Origin of the sequence: Actinomadura fulvescens (genome assembly GCF_039533225.1) — a bacterium.
GTDB lineage: Bacteria > Actinomycetota > Actinomycetes > Streptosporangiales > Streptosporangiaceae > Spirillospora > Spirillospora fulvescens.
Map to the genome: position 1 here is coordinate 473,907 of NZ_BAAATD010000005.1, position 25,991 is coordinate 499,897.

A 25,991-nucleotide genomic window follows, 5' to 3' on the forward strand; every position below is an offset into this window, starting at 1 on the left:
CGGCTCCCCTCGTTCTCCCTGGAACGCCCGGTTCAGACGCCGCCGAGGTAGGCCTCCACCACGCGGGAGTCTTCGGCCAGCTCGGCGGCCGTGCCGTGCAGGACCGTGACGCCGTTCTCGATCACGTGACCGCGGTGCGCGATCTTGAGGGCGGCCTTGGCGTTCTGCTCGACGAGCAGGACGGCGGATCCGGCGGCGTTGATGTCGCGGATCACGTCCATCACGGCGGTCACGATCAGCGGCGCGAGGCCCATGGACGGCTCGTCCAGCATCAGCAGCCGGGGCCGTGCCACCAGCGCGCGGCCGATGGCGAGCATCTGCTGCTCGCCGCCCGACAGGGTGCCGCCCTGCTGCCCGCGCCGTTCGGCCAGGCGGGGCAGCAGCTCGTACACCTCGTCGATGCGCCGCCGCAGCTGACGCCCGTCCCGGACGAGGTGACCGCCGAGCTGGAGGTTCTCGTGCACGGTGAGCAGGCTGAAGATCCGGCGGCCCTCCGGGACGTGGACCACACCGGCCGCGACCACCTTGGGTGCGGTCGCCTTGGTCAGGTCGCGCCCGCCGAGCCTGATCCGCCCGGACGTGGGCCGGACCAGGCCCGAGATCGCGGAGAGCGTCGTCGTCTTCCCGGCGCCGTTGTTGCCCAGCAGCGCGACGATCTCCCCTTTGCCGACCGTGAGGCTGAGGCCTCGCAGCGCCCGCACCCCGCCGTAGCGCACGTCGAGATCGGACACCTCCAGGAGCACGTCAGTCCCCTTCACCGCGCACCTTCCCTCCGCCACGGGCCTCATCTCCGCCGCGGACCGATCCTCCGCCGCCGACCTCTCCTCCGCCGCCGACCTCTCCTCCGCCGCGGACCTCTTCGCGGGCGGCGGCGAGTTCCTCCTCGTCGGCGTCGCGGCCCAGGTAGGCCTCGACGACCGCGGGGTCACGGCGCACCTCGGCCGGGCCGCCCACGGCGATCTCACGGCCGAAGTTGAGGACGACGACGCGTTCGGAGACCTCCATGACCAGGCCCATGTCGTGCTCGATGAGCGCGATCGCGGTGCCCAGCTCCCGGATGCGCCGGATGAGGTCGAGCAGCTCGCCCTTCTCGGTGTGGTTGAGCCCGGCGGCGGGCTCGTCGAGGAGCAGCAGCCGCGGCCGCCGTGCCAGCGCCCTGGCGATCTCGACGCGGCGCCGTTCGCCGTACGGCAGGTTGCGGACGAGCCCGGCCCGTTCGCCGCGCAGCCCCACGAAGTCGAGCCAGCGGTGGGCCTCGTCCGTCGCCTCCTGCTCGCTGCGGCGGTAACGCGGAGTGTGCAGCAGCGCGTCGAAGACGCTTTGCCGCAACCACAGATGCGTCCCGGCGCGCACGTTGTCGAGCACCGACAGCTCGCCGAACAGGCGCGGGTTCTGGAACGTGCGGGAGACGCCGAGGGCGGCGATCGCGGCGGGCCGGCGGCCCGTCACGGGCGTTCCGTCCAGCAGCACGCTGCCGCCGGTCGGCTTGTAGAAGCCGGTGACGCAGTTGAACGCCGACGTCTTGCCCGCCCCGTTCGGCCCGATCACCGAGACGATCTCGCCCGCCCCGACCTCGAACGACAGCCCGTCGATCGCGCGCACGCCGCCGAACGACAGCCGCAGCTCCGTCACCTGGAGCAGGCTCGTGCCGTGCTCCTTGCGCAGGGACGCCTCCTCGCTCCCGGAACGCCTCCTCATCCCACGGGCTCCTTCGAACGGGCGGCGGTCCGCGCGTCCTCCCGCGACCGGTGCGGCCACACGCCCTGCGGCCGAACGATCATCACCAGGATCAGCAGCACCCCGAACACGAAGAACCGGTAGTCGGCCAGGTCGCGCAGCAGCTCCGGAGCCAGGCTGATGAACACCGCGCCCACCACGACGCCGGGCGTGGAGCCCATCCCGCCGAGCACCACCGCCATCAGCACCAGCGCCGACCACAGGAACGTGAAGCTCGGCGGCGAGATCGCGGTCAGGTGCGCGGCGAACAGCACGCCCGCCAGGCCGCCCCACACGGCACCGCCGATGTACGCGGCGAGCTTGACCCGGTAGGTGTGCACGCCCATGGCCTCCGCCGCGTCCTCGTCCTCACGGACGAACCGCCACGCCCGGCCCAGCCGTGAGCGCCCGAGCCGCGCCGCGAGCAGCACGGCGACCGCGACGATGATCACGGTCACGTAGTAGAACGCGGCGGGTTCGGTGAGGACGTCGTCGCCAAAGAGGCCCGGGATGCCGTAGATGCCCGACGGCCCGCCCGTCACCTCCAGGTTGTTGGCGCAGATCCGGATGATCTCGCCGAAGCCGAGCGTCACGATCGCCAGGTAGTCGCTGCGCAGCCGCAGCGTCGGCGCGCCGATCACGATGCCCGCCACGACGGTCACGACGAGCACGACCGGCACGGTGGCGACCAGCGGGATGTCGAGCTCGGCCGCCATGACCCCGCCGGTGTAGGCGCCGACGGCGAAGAACGCGGCGTAGCCGAGGTCGAGCAGCCCGCAGTAGCCCACCACGATGTTGAGCCCGACGGCGAGCATCACGAAGATCGCGGCGCTGGTCATCACGTTCAGCGCGTACGGCGTCGCGATGATCAGCGGCGCGCCGAGCGCGACGGCCAGCCCGATCCAGCCCAGGTGGCGCGTCTCCATCAGCCGGGTCAGGAGCGACGGCCCGCGCCCGCGCACCGGCTTGACCGGCGGCCCGTGCTTGACGGGCGTGGGCTCCTCCGCGCTCATACGCGTTCCGTCACACGTTCGCCGAGCAGGCCGGTGGGCCGCACGGTCAGGAACAGGATCAGGCAGCCGAACGCGAAGACGTCACGCCATTCGCCGCCCAGCAGATCGGTGCCGAACGACTCCAGGAGCCCGAGGACCAGGCCGCCGAGCATCGTGCCCTGCATGTTGCCGATGCCGCCGATGACGGCCGCGGTGAACGCCTTGAGCCCGATGATGAACCCCATCAGGAAGTCGATCTTCCCGTAGTAGCCGCCCGCCATCACGCCGGCCGCGCCCGCCAGCGCCGACCCGATGAAGAACGTGCGCGCGATGACCGCGTTCACGTCGATGCCCATCAGCTGCGCGGCCTTGGGGTCCAGCGCGATCGCCCGCATCGCCCGCCCCTGGCGGCTGCGCATCACCAGCCAGTTGAGCGCGAACATCAGCCCGATCGCGATCCCGACGAGCACGAGCTGCTGCACGGTGATCCGGGCGCCCAGCACGTGGATCGTCGTGCCGCCGAGCCGCACCTGGTAGACGCGGGGGTTGGGCCCGGCGACGATCCGCGTCCCGTACTCCAGCGCGAACGAGGCGCCGACCGCCGTGATCAGCAGCGACAGCCGCGGCGCCCCTCGGAGCGGCCGGTAGGCGAGCCGTTCCAGCGCCACCCCGCCCATGCCGGTGACCGCCATCGTCGCGACGAGGACGAGCAGGAGCGCGAGCAGCGACTGCGACTCCACGAGCCCGCCCATCGCGCCGAGCATCGCGAAGCCGGAGAACGCCCCGAGCATGTAGAGGTCGCCGTGCGCGAAGTTGAGCAGCTTGATCACGCCGTAGACCATGCTGTAGCCGAGCGCGACCAGCGCGTAGAACGACCCGACGAACAACCCGTTCCAAACGAGCTGGCTCACGCGATCTCCTCGCCTGGCGGCTCGTCGAACGCGCGAGCCATTTGCGCGCTCTGCTCATTTTTGTTCGCTGCGCTCACGGCAGCTTCTCCTGCAGGACGAACGTGCCGTTCTTGACGACCTGGATCTCGAAGCCGCCGACGATGGTGTGCTGCGGCGTGAATTTCAGCGGCCCGCTGAAGAGCTTGAAGCCGTTCATGCCCTCCAGCGCCTTGACGATCTTGTCGCTGTCGGTGCTGCCGGCCTTGGTGATCGCCTCGGCCGCGAGCCGGATGCCGTCGAAGGCCTGCGTCGAGTACGGGCCGGGATCGGCGCCGAACTTGCTCTTGTACGCGGCGATCCAGCCCTCCGCGCCCTGGAGGGTCGTGGGCGTCGGGGTCATCGTCGCGTACACGCCCTCGGCGTTCTTGCCGCCCGCGATCTGTGCGAACTTGTCGGCGACCGCGCCGTCCCCCACCAGGAACTTGCCCTTGTAGCCGGCCTGCTTGAACTGCCGGACGAGCAGCCCGCCCTCGGAGTAATAGCCGGTGAAGTAGATGTAGTCGGGCTTGCCCTTGAGCACGCTGGTCACCGCCGCCGAGAAGTCGGTCTCCTTGGGCGTGATGGCCTCGTTCGCGGTCTTGTCCGGCGCGCCCGGCTTGTCGAGCTCGGCGGCCGTACGGTCGGCGATGTCCTTGGAGTAGGAGGTGTTGTCGTGCATCACCGCGACCTTGGTGGCGCCGTCCTTGGTCAGCCACTTGACCGCGGCGGCCGCCTGCTGGTCACCCGTACCGTTGATCATGAAGACGTGCTTGAGCCTCTGCGCGGCGAGCTCGGCCGAGTTGGCCACCGGGATGATCATCGGGATCTTCGCCCGGTCGAACACCGGCAACGTCGGCAGCGTCGCGCCCGAGCAGTAGCCGCTCACCGAGACCTTCACGCCCGCCGAGACGAGCTTGTTGGCCGCCGCGACCGCCGTCTTGGGATCGCACGCGTCGTCCTCGGCGCGCAGCTCCAGCTTCCGGCCGCCGAGCACCCCGCCCTTGCTGTTGATCTCGTCGATCGCCAGTTGCGCGCCGTTCTTCATGTACGGCCCGATCTCGGCGCTGTCGCCTGACAGCGGGATGTCCATGCCGATGAGGATGTTGCCCTTGTCCTCGTCATCGCCGCCGCCGAGCAGTCCCTGCCCGCATCCCGAAACCGCCAGCCCTCCGGCCAGCATGACCGCGACGACACTCCGCCTCTGCCTGATGGGGGTCCACTCCATTGGGGTCCGCCTCTCCACGAGATCCGCTCCCCCGACCGGCGCTGTGCTGTGTGACATTGCACCTCCGCCTCGGAAGGTGTTCAAGACCACATCCGCCGATCATGTTGGCCGAAACCGGCCGCCGCGAGCCCAGGCCCTAGGCTTCAGGGATGGCTATGGAGACCTCCGCGGAATCACCCGTCCCCGTCCGGACCGTCCTCCAGGCCGTCGGGGGCTGGATCGGCAAGCTGGGCCGCATCTGGGTCGAGGGGCAGATCACCGACCTCAACGCCCGCGGTGGCACGGTCTATCTCACGCTCCGCGACCCGGTCGCCAACATGTCGGTGCGCGTCGTGGGTCCGCGTCCGGTCTTCGAGGCCGCGGGTCCCGCGGTCACCGACGGGGCGCGCGTCGTCATCCACGCCAAGCCCGACTTCTGGATCAACCGCGGCACGTTCTCGCTGAGCGCCATCGAGGTCAAGCCCGTAGGCGTCGGCGAGCTGCTGGCCCGGCTGGAACGCCTCAAGCAGCTCCTGGCCTCCGAGGGCCTCTTCCGCCCCGAACGCAAGAAGGCCCTGCCGTTCCTGCCCCACAAGATCGGCCTGATCTGCGGCCGGGACTCCGACGCCGAGCACGACGTCCTCAAGAACGCCCGCCGCCGCTGGCCGGCCGTCGCGTTCCAGGTCGAGAACACCGCCGTCCAGGGCCACTACGCCGTGGGCGAGGTCATGGAGGCCCTCCGAAAGCTCGACGCCGACCCCGCCATCGAGGTCATCATCATCACGCGCGGCGGCGGCTCCATGGAGGACCTCCTCCCGTTCTCCGACGAGGCCCTCATCCGCGCCGCGTCCGCCGCCCGCACCCCGATCATCAGCGCCATCGGCCACGAGCAGGACAGCCCCCTCCTGGACCTCGTCGCCGACGTCCGCGCGTCCACCCCCACCGACGCCGCCAAACGAGCCGTCCCCGACGTACGCGAGCAGCTCCAGCTGGTCCGCCAGCTCCGCGACCGGGGCCGCCGCTGCCTGTCGGGCAACCTGGACCGCGAGACGGCTTGGCTCACCTCGATCCGCTCCCGCCCCGCCCTGGCCGACCCCGTCCGCGAGATAGAACGCCAATCCGAGCAGGCCGCGTCTCTCCGGGACCGGGCCCGCCGCTGCCTGTCCGCCGCCCTCGACCGTTCAGCCGACGAGCTCACCCACACACGGGCCCGTCTCCTGTCGCTCTCCCCCGCCGCCACCCTCAACCGCGGCTACGCCATCGTCCAGCGCGCCGACGACTCGGTCGTCCGCAGCAACACCGACGTCAAGCCCGCCGAGCCCCTCCACATCCGCCTCGCCGAAGGCCACCTGGACGTGACCGTCACCGAGGAGCCCTAGGGTGAACGACGTGGCCGAAGAGAAGCTGACCTACGAACAGGCACGCGACGAGCTAGCCGACGTCGTTCGCCGCCTAGAAGCCGGTGGCCTGACCCTGGAGGAGTCCCTCTCCCTCTGGGAACGAGGCGAAAAACTAGCCACCACCTGCGAAGAATGGCTGGAAGGCGCAAGAGCCCGCTTGGCCGCCGCCATGTCCGCCCCGACCGAAGGCGAAGCACCCACCGCCAACGACACCCCGTTCTGACGCCTAGACGGCGAACGGGCCGGTCTCCCTTGCTGGGGAGACCGGCCCGTTGTCAGTTACGGCCGTTGTCAGGTACGGCCGTTGTCAGGTACGGCCGTTGTCAGGTACGGCCGGCTGCGGCGTCAGCCGCAGTGGGACCAGCCGCTGTACCACTTGGTGCTGCCGATGTAGCCGCCCCACCTCACGCACTTGTTGCCCGCGGCCGCCTTGACGGGGCCCGCGTACTGCGTGAAGTTGCCGGTGTCGGTCTTGGCCTTGCCGCCCTTGACCTGGAGGAAGGCCGACATCTTGACCTTCTTGCCCTTGCCCTTGACGGTGATGACGCAGTTGTTCTTGTTGGACTTGTTGTAGCCCAGGTAGACGCGGCCCGCCTTGCCGAGGGCGTGCGAGTTGATCTGCTTGTAGCCGCTACCACAGATCTTCGCGACCGGGCTCGTGGGCGCCGGGGTGCCGCCGCCACCGCAGGACTTCAGGTACGCCGGGCCCGGGTACGGGAAGCGGCGGCCCTCGAAGGACACGGCGATCGGCGGGTAGGAGTTCGGGCTGCGGCGCAGCTCGTAGTGCAGGTGCGAGATGATCTTGTACTTGGCGCTGGAACGGCCGACGGCGCCGATCTTCTGGCCCTTCCTGACCGTCTGGCCCACCTTGACCGAGCGGTACTTCAGGTGCGCGTAGACGGTGGTGTAGCCACCCGAGTGCTGCACGTAGATGACGTTCCCGTAGCCGCTGGTGGTGCTGTAGAACGAGCGCACCACCTTGCCGGCCGCCGAGGACACGACGGTCTTGCCGTTGTCGGCCTCGCCGCTCGAGCCCCAGTTCCAGTCGATCTCGTAGCGGGTGTGCGCGCCGCTGCCGGTGCTGCCGCGCCAGGTCTGGCCACAGGGGAACGGCATCTGCAGCCGCGGCATCGCGGCGGCGGAGGCGTCCTGGGCGGCGACCTTGGCGGCCGGCTTCGCGGCGGGCGTGCCGGTGCTCGCCGCGACGCCCACGCCGGTGGCGACCAGCCCGGCGGCGGCCGCGCCGCCCCCGATGAGGATCGCGATCTTACGCTTGATGTCCATATGTGTTCGTGCCTCTCGTCTGACCCTTGGTGAAGCATGCGAGACCGGCGCGTCACCGCGTCCGGATCTCAAGGAACGTGTCGTCAGCCGCAGTGCGACCAGCCGCTGTACCACTTGGTGCTGCCGATGTAGCCGCCCCACCTCACGCACTTGTTGCCCGCGGCCGCCTTGACGGGGCCCGCGTACTGCGTGAAGTTGCCGGTGTCGGTCTTGGCCTTGCCGCCCTTGACCTGGAGGAAGGCCGACATCTTGACCTTCTTGCCCTTGCCCTTGACGGTGATGACGCAGTTGTTCTTGTTGGACTTGTTGTAGCCCAGGTAGACGCGGCCCGCCTTGCCGAGGGCGTGCGAGTTGATCTGCTTGTAGCCGCTACCACAGATCTTCGCGACCGGGCTCGTGGGCGCCGGGGTGCTGCCCTTGCAGGCGGTCAGCGTGACGCCCGGACGCGGCGCCGGGTACGGGAACCGCTTGCCCGAGAAGTACGCGGCGACCGGCGGGTACTGGCCGTTCTTGCGGACCTCGTAGTGCAGGTGGGCCGTCATGCCCTTGCGGCTCGGCTTGGTGGTGCGGCCGAGCGCGCCGATCTTGGTGCCGGAGCCGACCTTCTGCCCCACCTTGACCGAGCGGTACTTCAGGTGGGCGTACCAGGTCTGGTAGCCGCCGGAGTGCTGGACGACGACGTGGTTGCCGTAGCCGCTCTGGTTGATGTGACGCGTCGAGCGGATGACGGTGCCCGCCGCGGCGGAGACGACCGTGCGGCCCTCGTCCACGTTGGACAGGTCCGGTCCCTGGTTGAAGTCGATCTCGTACTTCGTGTGGGCGCTGCTGGCGACGGTGTCACCGCGCCACTTCTGCCCACAGGGGAACGGGAGGCGGAACGGGGGCATCGCGGCGGCCGAGGCGCCGTCCGCGGAGACCTGGGTGGCGGCCTTGGGCGTCGCCGCGTTGCCGGACGTGGCGGCCAGGCCGCCGATGACGAGGCCGGAGGCCACGGCCACGCCGCCGGTGGCGACCACGACCCTGCCCTTCCAGCTGCTCAGAATATGTGTCACTGCATCGTCCTTCGTTTTCTGACCCTGATGCGCGCATGTGATCACGCAGATGCGCATGGATCATGACAAACGCCGGGGTCCGGTGTGAAGTGAACGCGCAAGTTTTGTGACCAATCTCGTTCAGACGGCCTCGTCTGGACAAACATCGCGGCGCTTGGACATTTGCTCTGAGCAGTCAGGACACCGGTGGGGACGCCGGTGTGGATCCCGCCGGGAGCCGGGCGCCGTTCTTCGGCTGCGGCTTGAGCGCGGCGGCCAGGATCGCGAGCTCCTCGTACGGCGCGGTCCCGGTCACGACCAGCGAGACGCCGTCGGGCAGGGTGCGCGCGAGGGAATTGGCCTTCTTGTCCTTGCGGTGGTACGTGGTCCACGTGATGCCGGCGACCTGCATCGAGCCGATCGACTTCTTGTTGTTGGTCATTCGGTGGACGTAGTCGGCGGCCTTCTCGTTGCTCTGTTCCAAAGCGGCATAGTGATCACCGGGAGTCACGAAGCCCAGATGCCAGGCGACCGGTCCTTTGCCATTCAAACCGTTGATTCTTGAACTGGTCGGGCGCCAGGTCGCGGGCAGCCCGACCGGTGCCCAGACGGTGTAGGGCGCGTCCTTCGTCATCGCCCACTGCTGGCTGCTGTAGTCGATGGTCGGCAGGACCTCCTCGTCGCTGCGCGGAGTTATCAGGTAGATCACGCCGACCAGCACCAGGCACGCCGCCATCGCGAGCGAGAAGCCGCCCAGCCCGGTGGTCAGCCGCTTGTAGACCCCCGGAGCCACCTGCACCGTGGGCCGCGCGCCCGCCGGCGGGCGCGCGGCGGCCGTGCCTTCGGCGGCCGGTGCCTCGCCCGTGCCATCGGGGGACGCGCCGCTACCGGAGGACGCGCCAGTGCCGGCGGTCACGCCGGTAGCCGGGGACGCGCCGGTGCCGGCGGACTCGGCAGACTTCGCGCTACCGGCAGACGCGCCGCTACCGGCAGACGCGCCGGTGCCGACGGATGCGCCGGTGCCGGCGGACTCGGCGGACCCCGCGCTGTCGGCGGACGCGCCGGTAGCGGCGGTGCCGGCGGACTCGGCGGACTCCGCCGTGTCGGCGGTCTCGGCGGGCGGGGAAGGGGTCTTGTCGGTCACCTTCTCAGGATCCACCACGGTCAGCTCTGCTCCGTACCGGGGTTCCTGATCGTGCCGACGATGGCCATGATGTCGTCGGCCAGGCGGCGGGAGGCCTCCTCGTCGTCGCTCAGCGAGACCTCCGACACCGCGCCCGCCATGGCGCCGGTCAGGACCACGACCAGGGCCTCGTCCACGCCCCCGTCGGCGGTGTGGAAGAGCGCCGCGTTGCGGCGGGCCCACTTGTTGAGGCGCTGGCGCATGACCCGGTCGAACCCGGGCGGGCCGTCTCCGGAGATGAAGAGGCGCGCCACGTCGCGTTCGGCCAGGCAGCCGTTCAGGTAGGCGCCCGCCCCGGCGATGAACTGCCGCATCGGGTCGCTCTCGCCCGCCTCCCGGACGGCGGTGATCGCCTCGCGGGTGCGCTCCTGCTGCCGGACCTGGAACTCCTCGAACAGCGTCAGGTAGAGGTCGGCCTTGCCGTTGAAGTGGTGGTAGAGGCTGCCCACGCTGGCGCCGGCCTTGGCGACGATGTCGGTGACGGCGGCCTGGGCGAAGCCGGCCTCGCAGAACACGTCCCGCGCCGCGGCCAGCAGCGCGTTGCGCGTGGCCGCCCCGCGGTCCGAGGTCGCCCGGGCGGGCGCGTCGGCTGCCGTGGCCGGCCCGGCGGACGGGACATCGATCTCGCTGCTCATGACCCGAGAGATTACGCCCTCGCACGCTGATGGAACGATCCCTTCCTCTCCGTGGCCGGGAAAACACTCGTCCGGATGGGTGACGGCGATCCCCTGGTCTGGTCCAATTTGTGTCCCAGGGCTGGTCACACGGAGAATCCGAGTCATCCGCCGACCGAAAGGGCTGCCTCGCATGTCCGACGAAACCACCGTCTCCTCGCCGCTCGCCACCGAGCCGGCGGCCCCGGACCGGAACCTGGCGATGGAACTGGTCAGGGTCACCGAGGCCGCCGCCATGGCCGCGGCCCGCTGGGTGGGCAGGGGCGACAAGAACGGCGCCGACGGCGCCGCGGTCAACGCCATGCGCCAGCTGATCAACACGGTGTCCATGCGGGGTGTGGTGGTCATCGGCGAGGGCGAGAAGGACAACGCCCCGATGCTCTACAACGGGGAGGAGGTCGGTGACGGCGGCGGCGCGGAGTGCGACGTCGCGGTCGACCCGATCGACGGCACCCGGCTCACCGCGCTCGGCATGAACAACGCCATCGCGGTGCTCTCGGTCGCCCCGCGCGGCTCGATGTTCGACCCGTCCGCGGTGTTCTACATGGAGAAGCTCGTCACCGGTCCCGAGGCCGCCGACGTCGTCGACATCGAACGGCCGATCTCCGACAACATCCGGGCCATCGCGCGGGCCAAGGGCTCGGCGCCCGAGGACGTGACGGTCGTCATCCTGGACCGGCCCCGCCACGACGGCATGGTCAAGGAGATCCGCGAGGCCGGCGCCCGGGTCAAGCTGATCACCGACGGCGACGTGGCCGGCGCGATCATGGCCGCGCGCGACGGCACCGGCGTGGACCTGCTGCTCGGCATCGGCGGTACGCCGGAGGGCATCATCGCGGCCTGCGCGATCAAGGCGCTGGGCGGTGTGATCCAGGGCCGGCTGTGGCCGCAGGACGACGCCGAACGGCAGAAGGCCGTCGACGCGGGCCACGACCTGGGCCGCGTGCTGACCACCGACGACCTGGTCACCTCCGACGACGTGTTCTTCGCCGCGACCGGCATCACCGACGGCGAGCTCGTCGACGGCGTCCGCTACAGCAAGGGCACCGCGTTCACCCACTCGCTGGTGATGCGCTCCCGCAGCGGCACGATCCGCACGGTCTCCAGCGAGCACCAGCTCAGCAAGCTGCGCGCCTACAGCGCGATCAACTTCGACACGGCGGTCTGAGCCGCCGCACAGGGGACGCAGGGCACGAACGGGCCGCGGGACGATCCGTCCCGCGGCCCTTCGCCGTGATCAAGCCTGCGGCCCGTTCAGCGCTCGCGACTTCACCGCTTGCGGCCGAGGCGGCCGCGCACACGCTCGCGGAGGGTCTGCTTGGGCGCCCGCGCACGGATCGAGCCGAAGATCATGGTCCCGCTGATCTCGACTGTGGGCCCCTCGTGGCCGGGCCGGGTACGCAGGTCCCGGGTGGTGACGAACGTCCGGCCGGTGACGTCCACCCGGACGCCCTCGGGCACGAGGATGCGGATGCGGCCGCCGAGGACCATGGAGTCGAGCACCACGTGCCGCCGCTGGAGGACCGCCTCGCGCAGGTCCAGCTCGACCGTGCCGAAGAGCGCGACGAGCGGCAGCCGGACGGGCACCACCCAGCGGCCCTCGCGGCGCGTACGGCCGAAGAGGATCGAGATGGGCCGGTCGTCGACCAGGATCGGCTGGGCCTCCTCGGGACTGAGATCGGTGGTGAGGCCGGTCAGCTCGCCGAGGGTGCGGGCGGCGTAGGCGGCCGAGGTGCGCTCGGAGTGCTCCTCCATGGTGAGCCGCCCGTCCGCGAGCGCCTCGCCGAGCACGCTCACCACGCGTTCGCGGTCGGAGTCGGAGGCGCGCAGGTCGCGCACGGGGGTGGCCTGGTCGGCGGGAGACCGTCGCCTCGGCATGTCCACATCAAGAAGGGTAAAGGACCGTGGCCTCGGATAGGCCGGGCGTGGACGACCGGAAAAGCTGTGGGGTTTTGTCCGGTCCTGTGCTTATCGTGACGGCATGGCGGTGCAACGGACCGAAGCCATCTCGATCCAGCGAGCGACCGACCCGGCGGTGGCGATCGACCTGCGGGGGGTCGTGAAGCGCTTCGGCGGGCTCACGGCCGTCGACGGGCTCGACCTCGATGTCCGCACCGGCATATGCCTGGGCCTGCTCGGTCCCAACGGCGCGGGCAAGTCGACCACGATGAAGCTGCTCACCGCGCAGGCCGTGGCGGACGAGGGCACCATCGAGGTGCTCGGCTTCGCCGTGCCGCGCGAGTCCAAGCGCGCACGGGCCGCGATGGGGGTCGTCCCCCAGCAGGACAATCTCGACGAGGAGCTCACGGCCCGCGAGAACCTGGAGGTCTTCGCCCACCTCTACCGCGTGCCGCGCGGCGACCGGCGGGCCGCGGTGGACGACGCGCTGGAGCTGGCGCACCTGACCGGCCGGCAGCGGACCAAGACCGGCGATCTGTCCGGCGGGATGCGGCGGCGGCTGCTGATCGCGCGCGGTCTGGTGCACCGTCCGGCCCTGGTGCTGCTGGACGAGCCCACCGTGGGCCTCGACCCGCAGGTCCGGGCCGAGCTGTGGGGGCTGATCGACGGGCTGCGGTCGCGCGGCACCACCGTCCTGATGTCCACGCACTACATCGAGGAGGCCGAGCGGCTGGCCGACGACTGCGCGCTGATGTCGCACGGCAGGGTCGCGGCGCGCGGCGCGCCCGCCGCTCTGATCGCCGAGCACGCGGGCGAACGCGTCGTCGAGCACTACGGGCCGCCCGGGCGCCTGGAGGCCGTGGAACGGCTGGCGCGCGCCGCCGGGCTGCCCACGCGCCGGACCGGCACGTCGGTGTCGGTGCTCAAGGCCGAGACCATGCCGCCCTCGCTGGTCGACGACCTCGGCCCGGACGGGGTGGGCCGCGCGGCCAATCTGGAGGACGTGTTCGTGGTGCTCACGGGAGAACGAGTCGAATGACGGAGACCATCGTCCGGACGTCCGGCGGCGCGGCGCCGCGGCTGCGGCGGTTCGAGCTCGCGCCCGTCAGGGGCGTGTGGCGGCACGAGATCGCGCTGTTCCGGCGTTACTGGCGCTCGGCGTCGTTCGCGTCGATGTTCGAGCCGACGTTCATGATGCTGGCCTTCGGCTACGGCTTCGGGTCGCTGGTGGCGGCGGTCGGCGACTACCGCTACCTCGACTTCGTCGGCACCGGCATGGTCGGCACGGCCGCGCTGTTCACCTCGGTCTTCCCCGGGATGTTCAACGGCTACATCCGGCGGGTCTACCAGCACACCTACGACGCGATGCTGGCCGCGCCGGTCGACACGCACGAACTGGTCACGGGCGAGGCGTCGTGGATCGCCTCGAAGTCGGCGCTCTACTCGTGCTCCCCGCTGGTGGTGGCCATGATCTTCGGGCTCGACCCGGCGCCCGGGATGGTGCTGGTGCCGATCGTCACGTTCGTCGCCGCGCTCGGCTTCGCGCTCTTCGGCATGTGGGCGTCGGCCGTCGTGCCGTCGATCAACTCGTTCGACTATGTGATCACCGGGGTGGTGACGCCGCTGTTCCTGGTCGCGGGCACGTTCTTCCCGGTCGACTCGCTGCCCGGCTGGGTGCACGTGGTGGCGCGGCTCAACCCGCTGTTCCACTGCGTGGAACTGGTCCGGCACGCGGTGTTCGGGCTCCGGCCGCTGGCCGATCTCGGCCATCTGGCGGTCCTGGCGGCGTTCGCCGGACTGATGTGGATCATCGCGGTCCGGGGCATGCGCCGCCGCCTCATCGCCTGAGTGAGCCCGGTCACGTTTGACCGGTGACCTCGCCGTCCCTACGCTGACGCGAAAATCTTTCACATTGAGTCGCTGCTCAGCGCGGCTCAGAGAGGTGGACGCCGCATGGCAGCGTCGGCCGGGCACGGCATCACCGGTGGTGGCTCAGCACGCGACCGCGGGGCGCGGTTCGCCACGTACGCCGCGTTCGCGATCCAGGGGCTGTGCTTCGCCTCGCTGGTCACCCAGGTACCGAAGATCCAGAAAACGCACGACCTCAGCGACGCGACACTCTCCCTGGTGTTGCTGATGGTCCCGCTGATCGCGGGCGTGGGAAGCGTGCTGTCGGGATTCCTGTTCGCCCGTCTCGGCAGCGGGCCTGTCCTGCGGATCAGCCAGCCGGCCGTCTGCCTGACCGTCGTCCTCATCGGCCTCACCGGCGACAACGATCTCGCCCTGTACGTGGCCGTGGCGCTGTTCGGGCTCTTCGTCGGCGGCGTGGACGCCTCCATGAACGCCCAGGCCGTCGCCGTCGAACGGCGGTACGGCGTCAGCCTGATCACCGGCTTCTACGCCGTCTGGAGCGTGGCGGGCATCCTCGGCGGCCTGTGGTCCTCGCTGGCCAACAAGGTCGACCTCTCGCTGCTCACCGGATTCGCGATCGCCGCCGCGGCGGGCGTCGCCGCCTCGCTCGCCACCGGGCACCGGCTCTACGACAAGGCCGAGGAGGCCGCCGGGCAGCCCGCGCCGGCGGACCTGCGGGCGGCCGGGCGCAGCGTGCCGTGGCGCCCGATCCTGATCGTCGGCACCGCGATGGCGGTGTTCTACCTCGCCGACGCGGCGATCTCCAACTACGGCGCGAAGTACCTGGAGGACGAGCTCTCCAGCAGCGACTGGGTCGGCCCGCTCGGTTACGTCGCCTACCAGGTGGCCATGGTCGTCAGCCGCGCCGTCGCCGACTTCGGGGTCCGCCGGTCGGGCCCCGTCCCGGTCGTGCGGGCCGGCGCCGCCGTCGGGCTCCTCGGCATGATCGGCGTGGTCGCCGCGCCGAACGCCTACGTCGCCATCCCCGCGTTCGCCGTCGCGGGCCTCGGGCTCAGCGTCATCGCGCCGGTCTCCTACACCGCCGCGGGCCGGGTCGACCCGACCGGGCTCGGCATCGCGGTCGCGCGCGTGAACGTCTTCAACTACGTGGGCTTCGTGCTCGGCGCGGCCGTGGTCGGCGCCATCTCGCCGATCAGCAGCGAGAACGGCCTGCGGCTCGCGTTCGTCGTGCCGACCGTGCTGGTCCTGGTCATCTTCGCCACCGCACGCGGCTTCGACCCCAAGCCCGTCAGGGGCGCCCGCGACGACACACCCGTCGCGGAACGCCCCGTCGTCTGACGTGCGTCAGGCCTCTTCCAGAGCCGCCACCGCGCGTTCGCCCTCGGAGTTGGCCTGCTCCGGGGACATGTCCTGGATGGCCCGTGCCAACGCGGTCTCCGCGGCGTCCGCCGCCGCGCGGGCCATGACCGCGTGCTCTTGGGCACGTTCCAGCTCTCCGAGCCCCACCAAGTCGAAAGCCACCTGGGAATCGTGAACGGCCATCTTGAGCTGCCGTGCCGCTTCTTCCAAACTCATCCGTCGCCTCCTCCGCTGAGACGAGCTACCTACCCCCGCACCTCCTGCGCAATCGCCTTGCCCAGCAGCTCGGCGGCCTCGGCCAGGCGCGACTCACCGAGGCGGCCATAACCGAGCACCAGTGCGGGCGGCGACTGGCCCGTCCTGGCCGGAGACCACATGGCGGCGGCTCCGGCCACCGAGACGCCGAGGCGTGCGGCGGCCACGACGACGGCGGCCTCGTCGGAGCCGGGCGGCAGCTCGACGTAGAGGTGGATGCCCGCCGAGACGCCGCGCACCTCGACCGAGGGCGCGTACCTGCCGAGGGCCTCCACCAGCACGTCCCGGCGTGCCCGGTACTGGCGGCGCATCGTGCGCAGATGCCGGTCGTAGGCGCCGGTGGAGATGAGGTTCGCGAACGCGTACTGGTCGAGGACCGGCGCGCCGAGGTCGTTCTGCGCGCGGTGGGTGCGGAGCCGTTCGGCCAGCTTCGGCGGCGCCGCCGCCCAGCCCAGGCGCAGCGCGGGCGCGAGCGCCTTGCTCACCGAGCCGAGCAGCACCACCCGGTCGGGGTCGACGCCCTGCAGGCAGCCCACCGGTTCGCGGTCGTAGCGGAACTCGGCGTCGTAGTCGTCCTCGACGATCAGGCCGTTCACGTCCCGCGCCCAGGCGATCAGCTCGGCGCGGCGGCGGGGCGACAGGACCACGCCGGTCGGGTACTGGTGGGCGGGGGTGACCAGGATCGCGCGGGCCCGTGTCCGGGCGAGCGCGGCGACGTCGACGCCCTCCGCGTCCACCGGGACGGGGACGAGCCGGACACCGGTGGCGTCCAGCATCGGGATCTGGCGGCTGCTGGTGGGGTCCTCCACCGCGAGCTCGCGGTGCCCGTCCCCGACCAGCATCCGGACGACGGCCGACAGCCCGTGCGCGACCCCGTTCATGATCACAACCTGCTCGGGGTCGGTGTGCGCTGCCCGGACCCGGCCGAGGTAGCCGGCCAGCTCCGCCCGCAGCAGCGGTGCGCCGCCCGGGTCGGGGTAGCCGAGATCCTCCTTCGGGAGCGTGCGCAGCGACGCGCGCATCGCGGCGAGCCAGCGTTCGCGCGGGAACGCGGCGAGGTCGGGCTGGCTCGGCCACAGGTCGTACGGGAACGATCCATCCGGCGTCTCCAGCGACGGCCGCGCCGCCGGTTCGCAGGGCCAGACCGGCGGGCGGCCGGCGGGCGGCGGCGAGTCCGCGCGGGCCAGCGGCGCCACCCGGGTGCCGTCGCCGCGGCGGGCGATCAGGAAGCCCTCCGCGATGAGCTGTTCGTAGGCGGTGACCACGACCCCCCGCGACACGTCGAGGTCGCGGGCGAGGTCGCGGCTCGACGGCAACCGGGTTCCGGCGGTCAGCCGCCCGGTACGGACGGCCGCGCGGAACCCCGCGGCGATCTGCGCGGCGAGACGTCCGGCGGCCCGGTCGAGGGTGAGATGCAAGTCGGTCACATCATGCTCAGCGTCCGGAACGTGGCCGGGCGTCACCCTCGACGCCTTGGTCCACGATCCTGTGGTCGGATTGGCCCTGTGCCAGGGACCAAACTCCTTCTAGCGTCCCATGTCATGACTTCGACGACCAGCACCAGGGGCATGCTCGGCGCCGGCAGCGCCATGTTCTTCGTCGGCACCCTCACCGCCGTGTCGGCCACCATCGCCGACTATCCGGTCTTCGGCGGCCAGGCCGTGCGGTACACGGTCGCCGCCGCGATCCTGCTCGTCGCCGTACGGCTCGTGGACTCCCGCCAGACCCGGCGGAGGTTCACCCTGCGCGACCTGACGGTGCGCGACCTCGCGCTGCTGACGGCGCTCGCGGGCACCGGGCTCGCCGCGTTCAACGTGTTCATCGTGGCCGCGACCCGTGACACCAGCCCCGCGACCATCGGCACGGTGATCGCCACGGTGCCGATCGCGCTGGCCCTGGTCGGGCCGATCCTCGAACGGCGGCGGCCGTCGCCGGTGATCGTCGTCTCGGCCGTCGTGGTGACCCTGGGCGCGGGCCTCGCGAACGGGCTGGGCAGCGGCACCCTGCGCGGGCTGCTGCTGTCGCTGGGCGCCCTGGGCGGCGAGGTGTGCTTCTCCCTGCTGGCCGTGCCGCTGCTGCCCAGGCTCGGCCCGCTGCGGGTGTCGGCCTACTCGGCGGCCCTGGCGGCGCCGATGCTCCTGGTCATCGGCCTCATCGCCGACGGCCGCGCCGTGCTGCGCCTGCCCACAGCGAGCGAGGCGGCGGGCTTCACCTACCTGTCGGTGATCGTCACGACCGTGGCGTTCTTCCTCTGGTACGACGCGATGGGGCGGCTGGGGGCCGACCGCGCCGGGCTGTTCGCGGGGATGATCCCGGTGAGCGCGGTGATCACCACCGTCGTGCTCGGCCTCGGCAGCCCTGGCCCGGCCGACCTGGCCGGCTCGGCCCTGGTCGCCGCGGGCGTGGTGATCGGGCTGCGGCCCCGGCGGCGCCGCCGACGGCTTCCCGAGCCCGTCCCGGCCACCGCCGATTCCGCCTCCGGGCCCGCTTCGCCCACCGAAACGGCCACGGCGACCTGCTAGCCGGATCGCCCTGCCAGCCGAACTGCGGGTGAGGGGCCGTACCCTGTAGGGCGGCCCCCATCAGAACGTGCGCGAGGATCTTCGATGCCTGAGTTCTCCTACACCGACCTGCTGCCGCTCGGCGCCGACGACACCGAGTACAGGCTGCTCACATCCGAGGGCGTGTCGACGTTCGAAGCGAACGGGCGCACGTTCCTGCAGGTCGAGCCGGAGGCGCTGCGGCTGCTCACCGAGACCGCGATGCACGACATCTCGCACCTGCTGCGGCCGGCGCACCTCCGGCAGCTCCGCAAGATCCTGGACGACCCGGAGGCCTCGCCGAACGACCGGTTCGTGGCGCTGGACCTGCTCAAGAACGCCGGGATCGCGTCCGGCGGCGTGCTGCCGATGTGCCAGGACACCGGCACGGCGATCGTGATGGGCAAGCGCGGCCAGCACGTCCTGACCGACGGACGCGACGAGGAGCATCTCTCACGCGGCGTCTACGACGCGTACACCAAGCTCAACCTGCGCTACTCGCAGATGGCGCCGGTCACCATGTGGGACGAGAAGAACACCGGCACCAACCTGCCCGCCCAGATCGAGCTGTACGCGGCCCCCGGCGACGCCTACAAGTTCCTCTTCATGGCCAAGGGCGGCGGCAGCGCCAACAAGTCGTTCCTCTACCAGGAGACCAAGGCCGTCCTGAACCCCAAGCGGATGCTCACCTTCCTGGAGGAGAAGATCCGCTCGCTCGGCACGGCCGCGTGCCCGCCGTACCACCTGGCGATCGTCGTCGGCGGTACCTCCGCCGAGTACGCGCTGAAGACGGCCAAGTACGCCTCGGCGCACTACCTCGACACGATGCCCACCGAGGGCTCCCCGCTGGGCCACGGCTTCCGTGACCTGGAACTGGAGCAGCAGGTCTTCGAGCTCACCCAGAAGCTCGGCATCGGCGCGCAGTTCGGCGGCAAGTACTTCTGCCACGACGTGCGCGTCATCCGGCTCCCCCGGCACGGCGCGTCCTGCCCGGTGGCCGTCGCGGTGTCGTGCAGCGCCGACCGGCAGGCGCTGGCCAAGATCACTGCGGAGGGCGTGTTCCTGGAGCGGCTGGAGACCGACCCGGCGCGCTACCTGCCCGACACCACCGACGAGCAGTTGGACGAGGAGGTCGTGGAGATCGACCTCAACCGGCCGATGGACGAGATCCGCGCCGAGCTCACCAAGTACCCGGTCAAGACCCGGCTGTCGCTCACCGGCCCGCTGGTGGTGGCGCGCGACATCGCGCACGCCAAGATCAAGGAACGGCTGGACGCGGGCGAGCCGATGCCGCAGTACCTGCGCGACCATGCCGTCTACTACGCCGGCCCGGCCAAGACGCCCGAGGGTTACGCGTCCGGCTCGTTCGGCCCCACCACGGCCGGCCGGATGGACTCCTACGTCGAGCAGTTCCAGGCGGCGGGCGGCTCGTTCGTCATGCTGGCCAAGGGCAACCGCTCGCAGCAGGTCACCGACGCCTGCAAGGCGCACGGCGGCTTCTACCTCGGTTCCATCGGCGGCCCCGCCGCCCGGCTCGCCCAGGACTGCATCAAGAAGGTGGAGGTCCTGGAGTACGCCGAGCTCGGCATGGAGGCGGTCTGGAAGATCGAGGTCGAGGACTTCCCCGCGTTCGTCGTCGTGGACGACAAGGGCAACGACTTCTTCGCCGACACCACGGGCCCGGTGCTGACGATCGGCCGCCGCTAGGCCGGCGTACGACCCTGGCCGAACGCGAGGATCGTACGCATTAGTCAGATTATTGTCGCCAAATCCAAGTTGGTGCCTAGGTCTCCAATATGACCACATGGCCACTCCGGTATCTTTTCCGCCATGTCTCAGTCAGGTGGCCTCGTACTCGCGACGCGCTACCGGCTGGTCTCGGAACTGGGTTCCGGTGCCAACGGCACCGTGTGGAGAGGCCATGACGAGCTCCTCGATCGCGCCGTGGCGATCAAGGAGCTGCGGCTCCCCGAGGATCTCTCCGAGGACGACCGGGTCGTCTTCTACCGCCGGACGCTGCGCGAGGCACGGGCCCCGGCGCAGTTGCGCTCCCCCGCCATCGTCGAGGTCTACGACGTCGTCATCGAACAGGGCCGGCCCTGGATCGTGATGGAGCTGATCCAGGCGCCCAGCCTCGAACAGCTCATCGAACGGTCGGGACCGATCTCCGCCGCCCAGGCCGCGCACATCGGCCGCCAGCTGCTCAGCGCGCTGGCGGTCGCGCACAAGGCCGGGATCGTCCACCGCGACCTCAAACCGAGCAACGTGCTGCTCGACGGTGACCGGGTCGTGCTCACCGACTTCGGCCTCGCCTACTCCTCGGGGTCGGTCAGCCTCACCAAGACGGGCCACTTCATGGGGTCGCCCGCCTACGTGGCGCCCGAGGTCGCCGCCGGTGAGAAGGCCACCCCGCAGTCGGACCTGTGGTCGCTCGGCGCCACGCTCTACGCCGCCGTCGAGGGCCGTCCCCCGTTCGAACGGGAGAACGTGATGGCCACGCTCAGCGCACTGGCCAACGAGAACGTCGCCACCCCGCAGAACGCCGGCGCGCTCACCTCGGTGATCACCGGGTTGCTGGAGAAGAACCCGACCCGGCGGCTGAGCCACGCCCGCGCGTCCGACCGGCTCGAACGGGCGCTCGCCGGGCCCCGCTCCGGCCGCCGGCCGCCCGCGCCGCGTTACCGGCTGGCCGCCGTCATCGCGATGATCGCCGCCATCGTCGCCTCGTGCGGCATCGGCGCCACCGCGCTGATCGTCGGCATGATGAAGGAGAGTCCCACCCCGTCCCCGACCGCGCCCACCTCGGCCGCGAACGGCGATCCGACGGCCGCGCCGCCGGGCGCCGGCTCCAACGCCCTGGTGATCCGCGCGCTCACCGGGTCGTGCCACGTCTTCGTCTCGGTGCCCGGGCAGACCATCAACGTGCTGGCCAACGAGACCCTCGCCGAGGGCGACACCCGCCAGTACGACCAGCCGCAGCTCAACGTCGTCCTGCAGGACGCGGGCGCCTGCGCGGTCTGGATCAACGGCAAGCAGCAGCCGCCGGGGCAACCGGGGGTCACCCAGCGCCACACCGTCCACAAGGCGGCCTCCGGAGGCTGACCCGCGGGGAATGCGCGAGGCGGCCCGCGGGCTGGGAATGGGAAGAGGGTGAGATTCATAGACGGAGGTGGCTGAGCCATGGCCGAGCAGGAGTTCCGGATCGAGCACGACTCCATGGGCGAGGTACGGGTACCGGCGACGGCCAAATGGCGGGCCCAGACACAGCGGGCCGTGGAGAACTTCCCGATCTCGGGCCGCGGCCTGGAGCCGGCGCACATCGCGGCGCTCGGCCACATCAAGGCCGCGGCGGCCACCATCAACGCCGACCTCAGCGTGGTCGGCAAGGACCTGGCGGCGGCGATCAAGGAGGCCGCGCTGGAGGTGGCCGCGGGCCGGTGGAACGACCAGTTCCCGATCGACGTGTTCCAGACGGGCTCGGGGACGTCCTCGAACATGAACGCCAACGAGGTCATCGCGACGCTGGCCGAGGAGCGGCTGGGCGCCCCCGTCCATCCCAACGACCACGTGAACGCCTCACAGTCGTCGAACGACGTCTTCCCGTCCTCCATCCACATCGCGGCCACCGGGGCCGTCCTGAACGATCTGATCCCCGCGCTGCGGCATCTGGAGGGCGCGCTCAACCGCAAGGCCATCGAGTTCGCCGCGGTCGTGAAGGCGGGCCGTACCCATCTGATGGACGCGACGCCGGTGACGCTGGGCCAGGAGTTCGGCGGCTACGCGGCCCAGATCCAGCTCGGCGTGGAGCGGCTGGAGGCCGTGATTCCGCGGCTGGCCGAGCTGCCGCTCGGCGGCACCGCGGTCGGCACGGGCATCAACACCCCGGAGGGCTTCGCCGAACGGGTGATCGCCGAGATCGCCCGGCTGACCAGGCTGCCGCTGCGGGAGGCGCGCAACCACTTCGAGGCCCAGGGCGCGCAGGACGGGCTCGTGGAGACGAGCGGCGCGCTCCGTACCGTCGCGGTCAGCCTCATCAAGATCGCCAACGATCTGCGCTGGATGGGCTCGGGACCCCGCGCCGGGCTGGCCGAGATCCGCCTGCCCGACCTGCAGCCGGGCTCGTCGATCATGCCGGGCAAGGTCAACCCGGTGATCCCCGAGGCGGTCGCCCAGGTCGGCGCGCAGGTCATCGGCAACGACGCGGCGATCGCGTTCGGCGGCGCGTCGGGCAACTTCGAGCTCAACGTCATGCTGCCGATGCTGGCCCGCAACCTGCTGGAGTCGATCACGCTGCTGACGAACGTCTCGCGGCTGCTGGCCGACCGCGCCGTCGACGGCATCGAGGCCGACGTCGAACGCGCCCGCGAGTACGCCGAGTCGTCGCCCTCGATCGTGACGCCCCTCAACCGCTACATCGGCTACGAGGAGGCCGCGAAGGTCGCCAAGCAGGCCCTCCGGGAACGCAAGACCATCCGGCAGGTCGTCCTGGAACGCGGCTACGTCGACCAGGGCAAACTCACCCTGGACCAACTCGACACCGCACTGGACGTCCTCGGCATGACGCGTGCTTAAAGCTTTCGTGGCCTCGGGGGGCTCGCCTAGCGGCTCGCCCCCCGAACCCCAAAAGCGGCGAACGCGACATCGCTTCGCGATCTCTCGTGAAGCTTCGCCTTCGGCTCCCTTCACGACCCGTTAGCGCGTTCGCGTGCGTAGCCAGGTCGCCGATCAGGTTTTAGTACCAGCCTGAAGCTTTGATCCCTGCCTGCGGCTCAGTACCAGCCGGTGGCTTGGAAGTGGCCCCAGGCGGCGCAGGGGCTTCCGTAGCGGTGCTTCACGTACCGCAGGCCCCACTTGATCTGGGTGCGCGGGTTCGAGCGCCAGTTCGGGCCCGCTCCGGCCATCTTGGAGCCGGGCAGTGCCTGCGGGATGCCGTGGGCGCCGCTCGACGCGTTGTGGGAGTGCTCGTTCCAGCCGCTCTCGCGCGTCCACAGCTGGTCCAGGCAGCGGAACTGCGTCGCCTGGCGCCAGCCGTGCCGGGCCATCATGGCCTTGGCCAGCAGCTTGTTCGCCTGCTTGCGGCCGAGCTTGCGCTGCTTGACATGGATGCGTTTCAAAGCCCGCTTTTCATGGATCTTTTTCTGGGCGCCCACCGTGACGGTGCGCCGGGCCTCGGCCACGGCGCCCTCCGCCGGGCTGACGGCCATGGGACCGCCGACCACCGCGGCGGCCACGCCTAGAGCGATCACTCGAAAGCGGTTGCGTATGTGAGGTGACACGTCCCGTAGCGTGCTGCGGATCACCCGCCGATAATCAGCGGATCCGGTCATTTGTGCCAGGGCTTTGCCGACCTATTGGCATGCGCAGCCCATCGGGGGTGACAAAAGGGGCGGGCCGGAGCCCGCCCCTTCGTTCTGCCGCCGGGAGCCGCTGCCCCGAGCGAACCACGTCCTATCCGGACAGATCAGTACCAGCCACGCGAGTTGGAGTGGCTCAGCGCGCGGCAGGGGGTGCCGTAGCGGCCCTTGATGTAGCGCAGGCCCCACTTGATCTGGGTCCTGGGGTTGGTCCGCCAGTCCTTGCCGGCGCTGCGCATCTTCCGGCCCGGCAGGGCCTGCGGGATGCCGTACGCGCCGGAGGAACGGTTGCGGACCTTGTGGTCCCAGCGGCTCTCGCGGTTCCAGAGCTTCACCAGGCACTTGTACTGCCGGTTGGACCAGCCGCGCTTCTTGACCAGAGGCCTGGCGATCGCCTTGTTGCGCTGGGCGCGGGTCTTCTTCTTCGCCTGGGCCTTGGCGGCGACCACGGTCGTGGAAGTCGTGGGGGCGGCGGCCTGGGCGGGAACCGTCTCCGCGACGACGCCGAAGGTCAGCGTGGCGGCGAGCGCGAGAGTCGCGGAGCGACGGACGGACGTGCGAACCAAAACGAACCTTTCATCATGCCGGGCGGCCGGTCGGCCCAGCGGGCTTCACCTCGTTGGTGCGGCTCCGCGCAGGGCGGGGCGACCGGGCACCGAACGTCCGGGGGGACGAGGACACGTGCGGGCAGCACCCGGCGAACGGGTGGCCGTGCACGATTTCCGAGGCGACGGCGGGACGCCGCAGTGCGTCTCCGCCTGAGATGTGGGCGTTCCGGCGCATCCTTCACGCCGGTGCCGTGTTGTGGGCCCGTCAAAGGGGCCGGCCGCGTCAGCGCGGCATCATGCGCCGCGGGAACGACGTCCCGCGCGCTGAGGACTCACAGGTCCTCGCCGGGCGGCCATGATGAGGGCCGCCCGGAGTACAGGGGGATGTGCCTAGTACCAGCCCTTGGAACGGAAGGCGGACCAGGCGCCGCAGGGGGTGCCGTAGCGGCCCTTGATGTAGCCGAGACCCCACTTGATCTGGGTGCGGGGGTTGTTGCGCCAGTCGGGTCCGGCGCTGGCCATCTTGGAGCCGGGCAGGGCCTGCGGGATGCCGTAGGCACCCGACGGGTTGGCGGCATGGGTGTTCCAGCCGCTCTCCTTGTTCCACAGCTCGACGAGGCAGCCGAATTGGCCCTTGCCGCTGAAGCCGTAGCTCGGCAGGAGGGACTTGGCGATCGCCTGCGCCTGGCCGGCCGGTACGGGGTCGCCCATCGGCGGCAGGTCGCCGCCGCCGTCCTTGCCGGGCTTCTTGGTGGGGATCGGGGAGCCCTTGGGGCGCAGCACCGGGGCCTTGCCCTGCTTGGTGCGGGCCGCACGCGAGGCGCGCTCGTAGGCCTGGCGGCGCCGCTCGGCCTCCAGGGCCTTGGTGTCCGCCTGGGGCGCGTCGGCGGCCAGCGGGGCCGGCGAGACCGTCGCGTTGCCGCTCTTGCCCGCCTTGTCGTCACCGGAGTCGCCGGTCAGCGCGAACGCGGCGACCGCGCCGCCGCCGACGAGGACGGCCGCACCGGCCGCCACAGCGGCGATCTTGAGGCCGACGCCGGAGGGCAGGGTCGCGCGGCGCGGCGAGCGGTCGCTGCCGATCTGGTCGCGCGGGCCGTCGGGACCGGCGGCCATGGGGCCCGCGGGGAACGCGTCGACGCGCGTCGTCTCCGCCTCGGCCGGCTCGCCGTACGCAGGTTCGCCGTGCACCGGCTGGCCGAACGTGTGCTCGCCGTACGCGGGCTCGGCGTGCAGAGGCTCGCCGTACGGCTGCTCGGGCAGCGCCTGCATCGCCGCGGTGTCACCACCGGAGGCCGGGGGGAGGCCAGGATCCTGGGGGGCGGGCGAGCCACCCGCGACCTGCACGTCGTCAGGGTGGCCCGGGGAGTCAAAGCTCTGTCGATCGTCTCGCCTAGGGGACCTGGGGTGGTCTCCGTTCAAGGCGGTCCTTCCGACGGTCGCACGCGCATGGACACGCGCACGAGGGTGCGTCCACCCCCGGCCCGCCGTCCGCCCGTGAAAGGCGGACCCGGACCCGGAGCGGAGCATCGCCCGCGCGACGTTTCAGGGGACCGCCACGCACGCTCGCACCGCTCGGGGGGTGCTTACGAGGAGACACAATGCCCGACGTCGTGGAGTGCTCCGCAACCAAAACGAGACAGAAGCTCTGGGTGAGGCGTTTGTCAACTCGGTGCAAAGTTTGCCGAAACGGCGTGGGGACCTGGGCATCCTTACGTTCGCCTTAGTTCGTGTGACCTTCATCACAACTGACC

Annotated in this window: 25 protein-coding genes; 10 read left to right on the top strand and 15 right to left on the bottom strand. The window is 70.9% G+C overall.

What is annotated here, in order from left to right; all coding sequences use genetic code 11:
- Positions 1-32 precede the first annotated feature (32 nt).
- From ABD333_RS21230 to ABD333_RS21250, 5 genes are all read right to left on the bottom strand, one after another.
- Positions 33-758 (bottom strand): ABC transporter ATP-binding protein, encoded by a 726-nt coding sequence (locus tag ABD333_RS21230; protein WP_425546924.1) that lies wholly within the window; start codon positions 756-758, stop codon positions 33-35.
- Entirely contained in the window at positions 745-1,698 is a 954-nt protein-coding gene (locus tag ABD333_RS21235) for an ABC transporter ATP-binding protein (RefSeq protein ID WP_344543421.1), read from the bottom strand. Before ABD333_RS21235 ends, ABD333_RS21230 begins: the two co-directional genes overlap by 14 nt.
- Entirely contained in the window at positions 1,695-2,729 is a 1,035-nt protein-coding gene (locus tag ABD333_RS21240) for a branched-chain amino acid ABC transporter permease (RefSeq protein ID WP_344543422.1), read from the bottom strand. The genes ABD333_RS21235 and ABD333_RS21240 overlap by 4 nt, the downstream gene beginning before the upstream one ends.
- The gene (locus ABD333_RS21245; RefSeq protein ID WP_344543424.1) at positions 2,726-3,619 is read right to left on the bottom strand and encodes a branched-chain amino acid ABC transporter permease; all 894 of its coding nucleotides are present in this window, start codon (positions 3,617-3,619) and stop codon (positions 2,726-2,728) included. The genes ABD333_RS21240 and ABD333_RS21245 overlap by 4 nt, the downstream gene beginning before the upstream one ends.
- Before the next feature lie 73 nt (positions 3,620-3,692).
- The gene (locus ABD333_RS21250) at positions 3,693-4,862 is read right to left on the bottom strand and encodes a branched-chain amino acid ABC transporter substrate-binding protein (protein WP_344543426.1); all 1,170 of its coding nucleotides are present in this window, start codon (positions 4,860-4,862) and stop codon (positions 3,693-3,695) included.
- A gap of 149 nt (positions 4,863-5,011) precedes the next feature.
- Between ABD333_RS21250 and xseA the strand changes: the two genes are divergently transcribed.
- Both xseA and ABD333_RS21260 read left to right on the top strand, forming a co-directional pair.
- Complete coding sequence (xseA, locus tag ABD333_RS21255) at positions 5,012-6,220, top strand: exodeoxyribonuclease VII large subunit (RefSeq protein ID WP_344543428.1); 1,209 nt, start codon at positions 5,012-5,014, stop codon at positions 6,218-6,220.
- Between the two features lie 10 nt (positions 6,221-6,230).
- Positions 6,231-6,464 (top strand): exodeoxyribonuclease VII small subunit, encoded by a 234-nt coding sequence (locus tag ABD333_RS21260; RefSeq protein WP_410555976.1) that lies wholly within the window; start codon positions 6,231-6,233, stop codon positions 6,462-6,464.
- A gap of 122 nt (positions 6,465-6,586) precedes the next feature.
- Here ABD333_RS21260 and ABD333_RS21265 read toward each other — a convergent pair whose 3' ends face one another.
- The 4 genes from ABD333_RS21265 to ABD333_RS21280 form a co-directional block, all read right to left on the bottom strand.
- Positions 6,587-7,525: a M23 family metallopeptidase gene (locus tag ABD333_RS21265; RefSeq protein WP_344543430.1), complete on the bottom strand. Its 939-nt coding sequence runs from the start codon at positions 7,523-7,525 to the stop codon at positions 6,587-6,589.
- Between the two features lie 83 nt (positions 7,526-7,608).
- On the bottom strand, positions 7,609-8,577 hold the full coding sequence (locus ABD333_RS21270) for a M23 family metallopeptidase (protein ID WP_344543432.1): 969 nt from the start codon (positions 8,575-8,577) through the stop codon (positions 7,609-7,611).
- 175 nt (positions 8,578-8,752) lie between these two features.
- Complete coding sequence (locus ABD333_RS21275; RefSeq protein ID WP_344543433.1) at positions 8,753-9,700, bottom strand: DUF4245 domain-containing protein; 948 nt, start codon at positions 9,698-9,700, stop codon at positions 8,753-8,755.
- Positions 9,701-9,720: 20 nt separating this feature from the next.
- Entirely contained in the window at positions 9,721-10,374 is a 654-nt protein-coding gene (locus ABD333_RS21280) for a TetR/AcrR family transcriptional regulator (RefSeq protein WP_344543435.1), read from the bottom strand.
- A gap of 172 nt (positions 10,375-10,546) precedes the next feature.
- Between ABD333_RS21280 and glpX the strand changes: the two genes are divergently transcribed.
- Positions 10,547-11,581 carry a class II fructose-bisphosphatase gene (glpX, locus tag ABD333_RS21285; protein ID WP_344543437.1) on the top strand — a complete coding sequence of 345 codons (1,035 nt, stop codon included), beginning with the start codon at positions 10,547-10,549 and terminating at the stop codon, positions 11,579-11,581.
- 101 nt (positions 11,582-11,682) lie between these two features.
- Here the strand turns inward: glpX and ABD333_RS21290 are convergent, their stop codons facing one another.
- Entirely contained in the window at positions 11,683-12,291 is a 609-nt protein-coding gene (locus ABD333_RS21290; protein WP_344543750.1) for a DUF1707 SHOCT-like domain-containing protein, read from the bottom strand.
- 103 nt (positions 12,292-12,394) lie between these two features.
- Between ABD333_RS21290 and ABD333_RS21295 the strand changes: the two genes are divergently transcribed.
- The 3 genes from ABD333_RS21295 (at position 12,395) to ABD333_RS21305 (ending at position 15,522) form a co-directional block, all read left to right on the top strand.
- Positions 12,395-13,351 (top strand): ABC transporter ATP-binding protein, encoded by a 957-nt coding sequence (locus ABD333_RS21295; protein WP_344543438.1) that lies wholly within the window; start codon positions 12,395-12,397, stop codon positions 13,349-13,351.
- Positions 13,348-14,160: an ABC transporter permease gene (locus tag ABD333_RS21300; RefSeq protein WP_344543439.1), complete on the top strand. Its 813-nt coding sequence runs from the start codon at positions 13,348-13,350 to the stop codon at positions 14,158-14,160. Before ABD333_RS21295 ends, ABD333_RS21300 begins: the two co-directional genes overlap by 4 nt.
- Positions 14,161-14,265: 105 nt before the next feature.
- Positions 14,266-15,522, top strand: a complete 1,257-nt coding sequence (locus ABD333_RS21305) for an MFS transporter (RefSeq protein ID WP_344543441.1) — start codon at positions 14,266-14,268, stop codon at positions 15,520-15,522.
- Positions 15,523-15,528: 6 nt separating this feature from the next.
- Here ABD333_RS21305 and ABD333_RS21310 read toward each other — a convergent pair whose 3' ends face one another.
- The gene (locus ABD333_RS21310) at positions 15,529-15,759 is read right to left on the bottom strand and encodes a hypothetical protein (RefSeq protein WP_344543442.1); all 231 of its coding nucleotides are present in this window, start codon (positions 15,757-15,759) and stop codon (positions 15,529-15,531) included.
- Positions 15,760-15,788: 29 nt separating this feature from the next.
- The gene (pdxR, locus tag ABD333_RS21315) at positions 15,789-17,225 is read right to left on the bottom strand and encodes a MocR-like pyridoxine biosynthesis transcription factor PdxR (protein WP_344543443.1); all 1,437 of its coding nucleotides are present in this window, start codon (positions 17,223-17,225) and stop codon (positions 15,789-15,791) included.
- 114 nt (positions 17,226-17,339) lie between these two features.
- Here pdxR and ABD333_RS21320 point away from each other — a divergent pair, with 114 nt between their 5' ends.
- From ABD333_RS21320 to ABD333_RS21335, 4 genes are all read left to right on the top strand, one after another.
- On the top strand, positions 17,340-18,320 hold the full coding sequence (locus ABD333_RS21320; RefSeq protein WP_344543445.1) for a DMT family transporter: 981 nt from the start codon (positions 17,340-17,342) through the stop codon (positions 18,318-18,320).
- 84 nt (positions 18,321-18,404) lie between these two features.
- Positions 18,405-20,045, top strand: coding sequence for a fumarate hydratase (locus ABD333_RS21325; RefSeq protein ID WP_344543446.1), 1,641 nt, complete (start codon positions 18,405-18,407; stop codon positions 20,043-20,045).
- 123 nt (positions 20,046-20,168) lie between these two features.
- Entirely contained in the window at positions 20,169-21,440 is a 1,272-nt protein-coding gene (locus tag ABD333_RS21330) for a serine/threonine-protein kinase (protein WP_344543448.1), read from the top strand.
- Between the two features lie 78 nt (positions 21,441-21,518).
- Positions 21,519-22,910: a class II fumarate hydratase gene (locus tag ABD333_RS21335; RefSeq protein ID WP_344543450.1), complete on the top strand. Its 1,392-nt coding sequence runs from the start codon at positions 21,519-21,521 to the stop codon at positions 22,908-22,910.
- 197 nt (positions 22,911-23,107) lie between these two features.
- Here the strand turns inward: ABD333_RS21335 and ABD333_RS21340 are convergent, their stop codons facing one another.
- The 3 genes from ABD333_RS21340 to ABD333_RS21350 all read right to left on the bottom strand — a co-directional run bounded on the left by ABD333_RS21340 (position 23,108) and on the right by ABD333_RS21350 (position 25,584).
- Entirely contained in the window at positions 23,108-23,614 is a 507-nt protein-coding gene (locus ABD333_RS21340) for an aggregation-promoting factor C-terminal-like domain-containing protein (protein ID WP_344543451.1), read from the bottom strand.
- A 185-nt stretch (positions 23,615-23,799) separates the two neighbouring features.
- Entirely contained in the window at positions 23,800-24,258 is a 459-nt protein-coding gene (locus ABD333_RS21345) for an aggregation-promoting factor C-terminal-like domain-containing protein (RefSeq protein WP_344543453.1), read from the bottom strand.
- A 372-nt stretch (positions 24,259-24,630) separates the two neighbouring features.
- Positions 24,631-25,584: an aggregation-promoting factor C-terminal-like domain-containing protein gene (locus tag ABD333_RS21350; RefSeq protein ID WP_344543454.1), complete on the bottom strand. Its 954-nt coding sequence runs from the start codon at positions 25,582-25,584 to the stop codon at positions 24,631-24,633.
- Between the last annotated feature and the right edge of the window lie 407 nt (positions 25,585-25,991).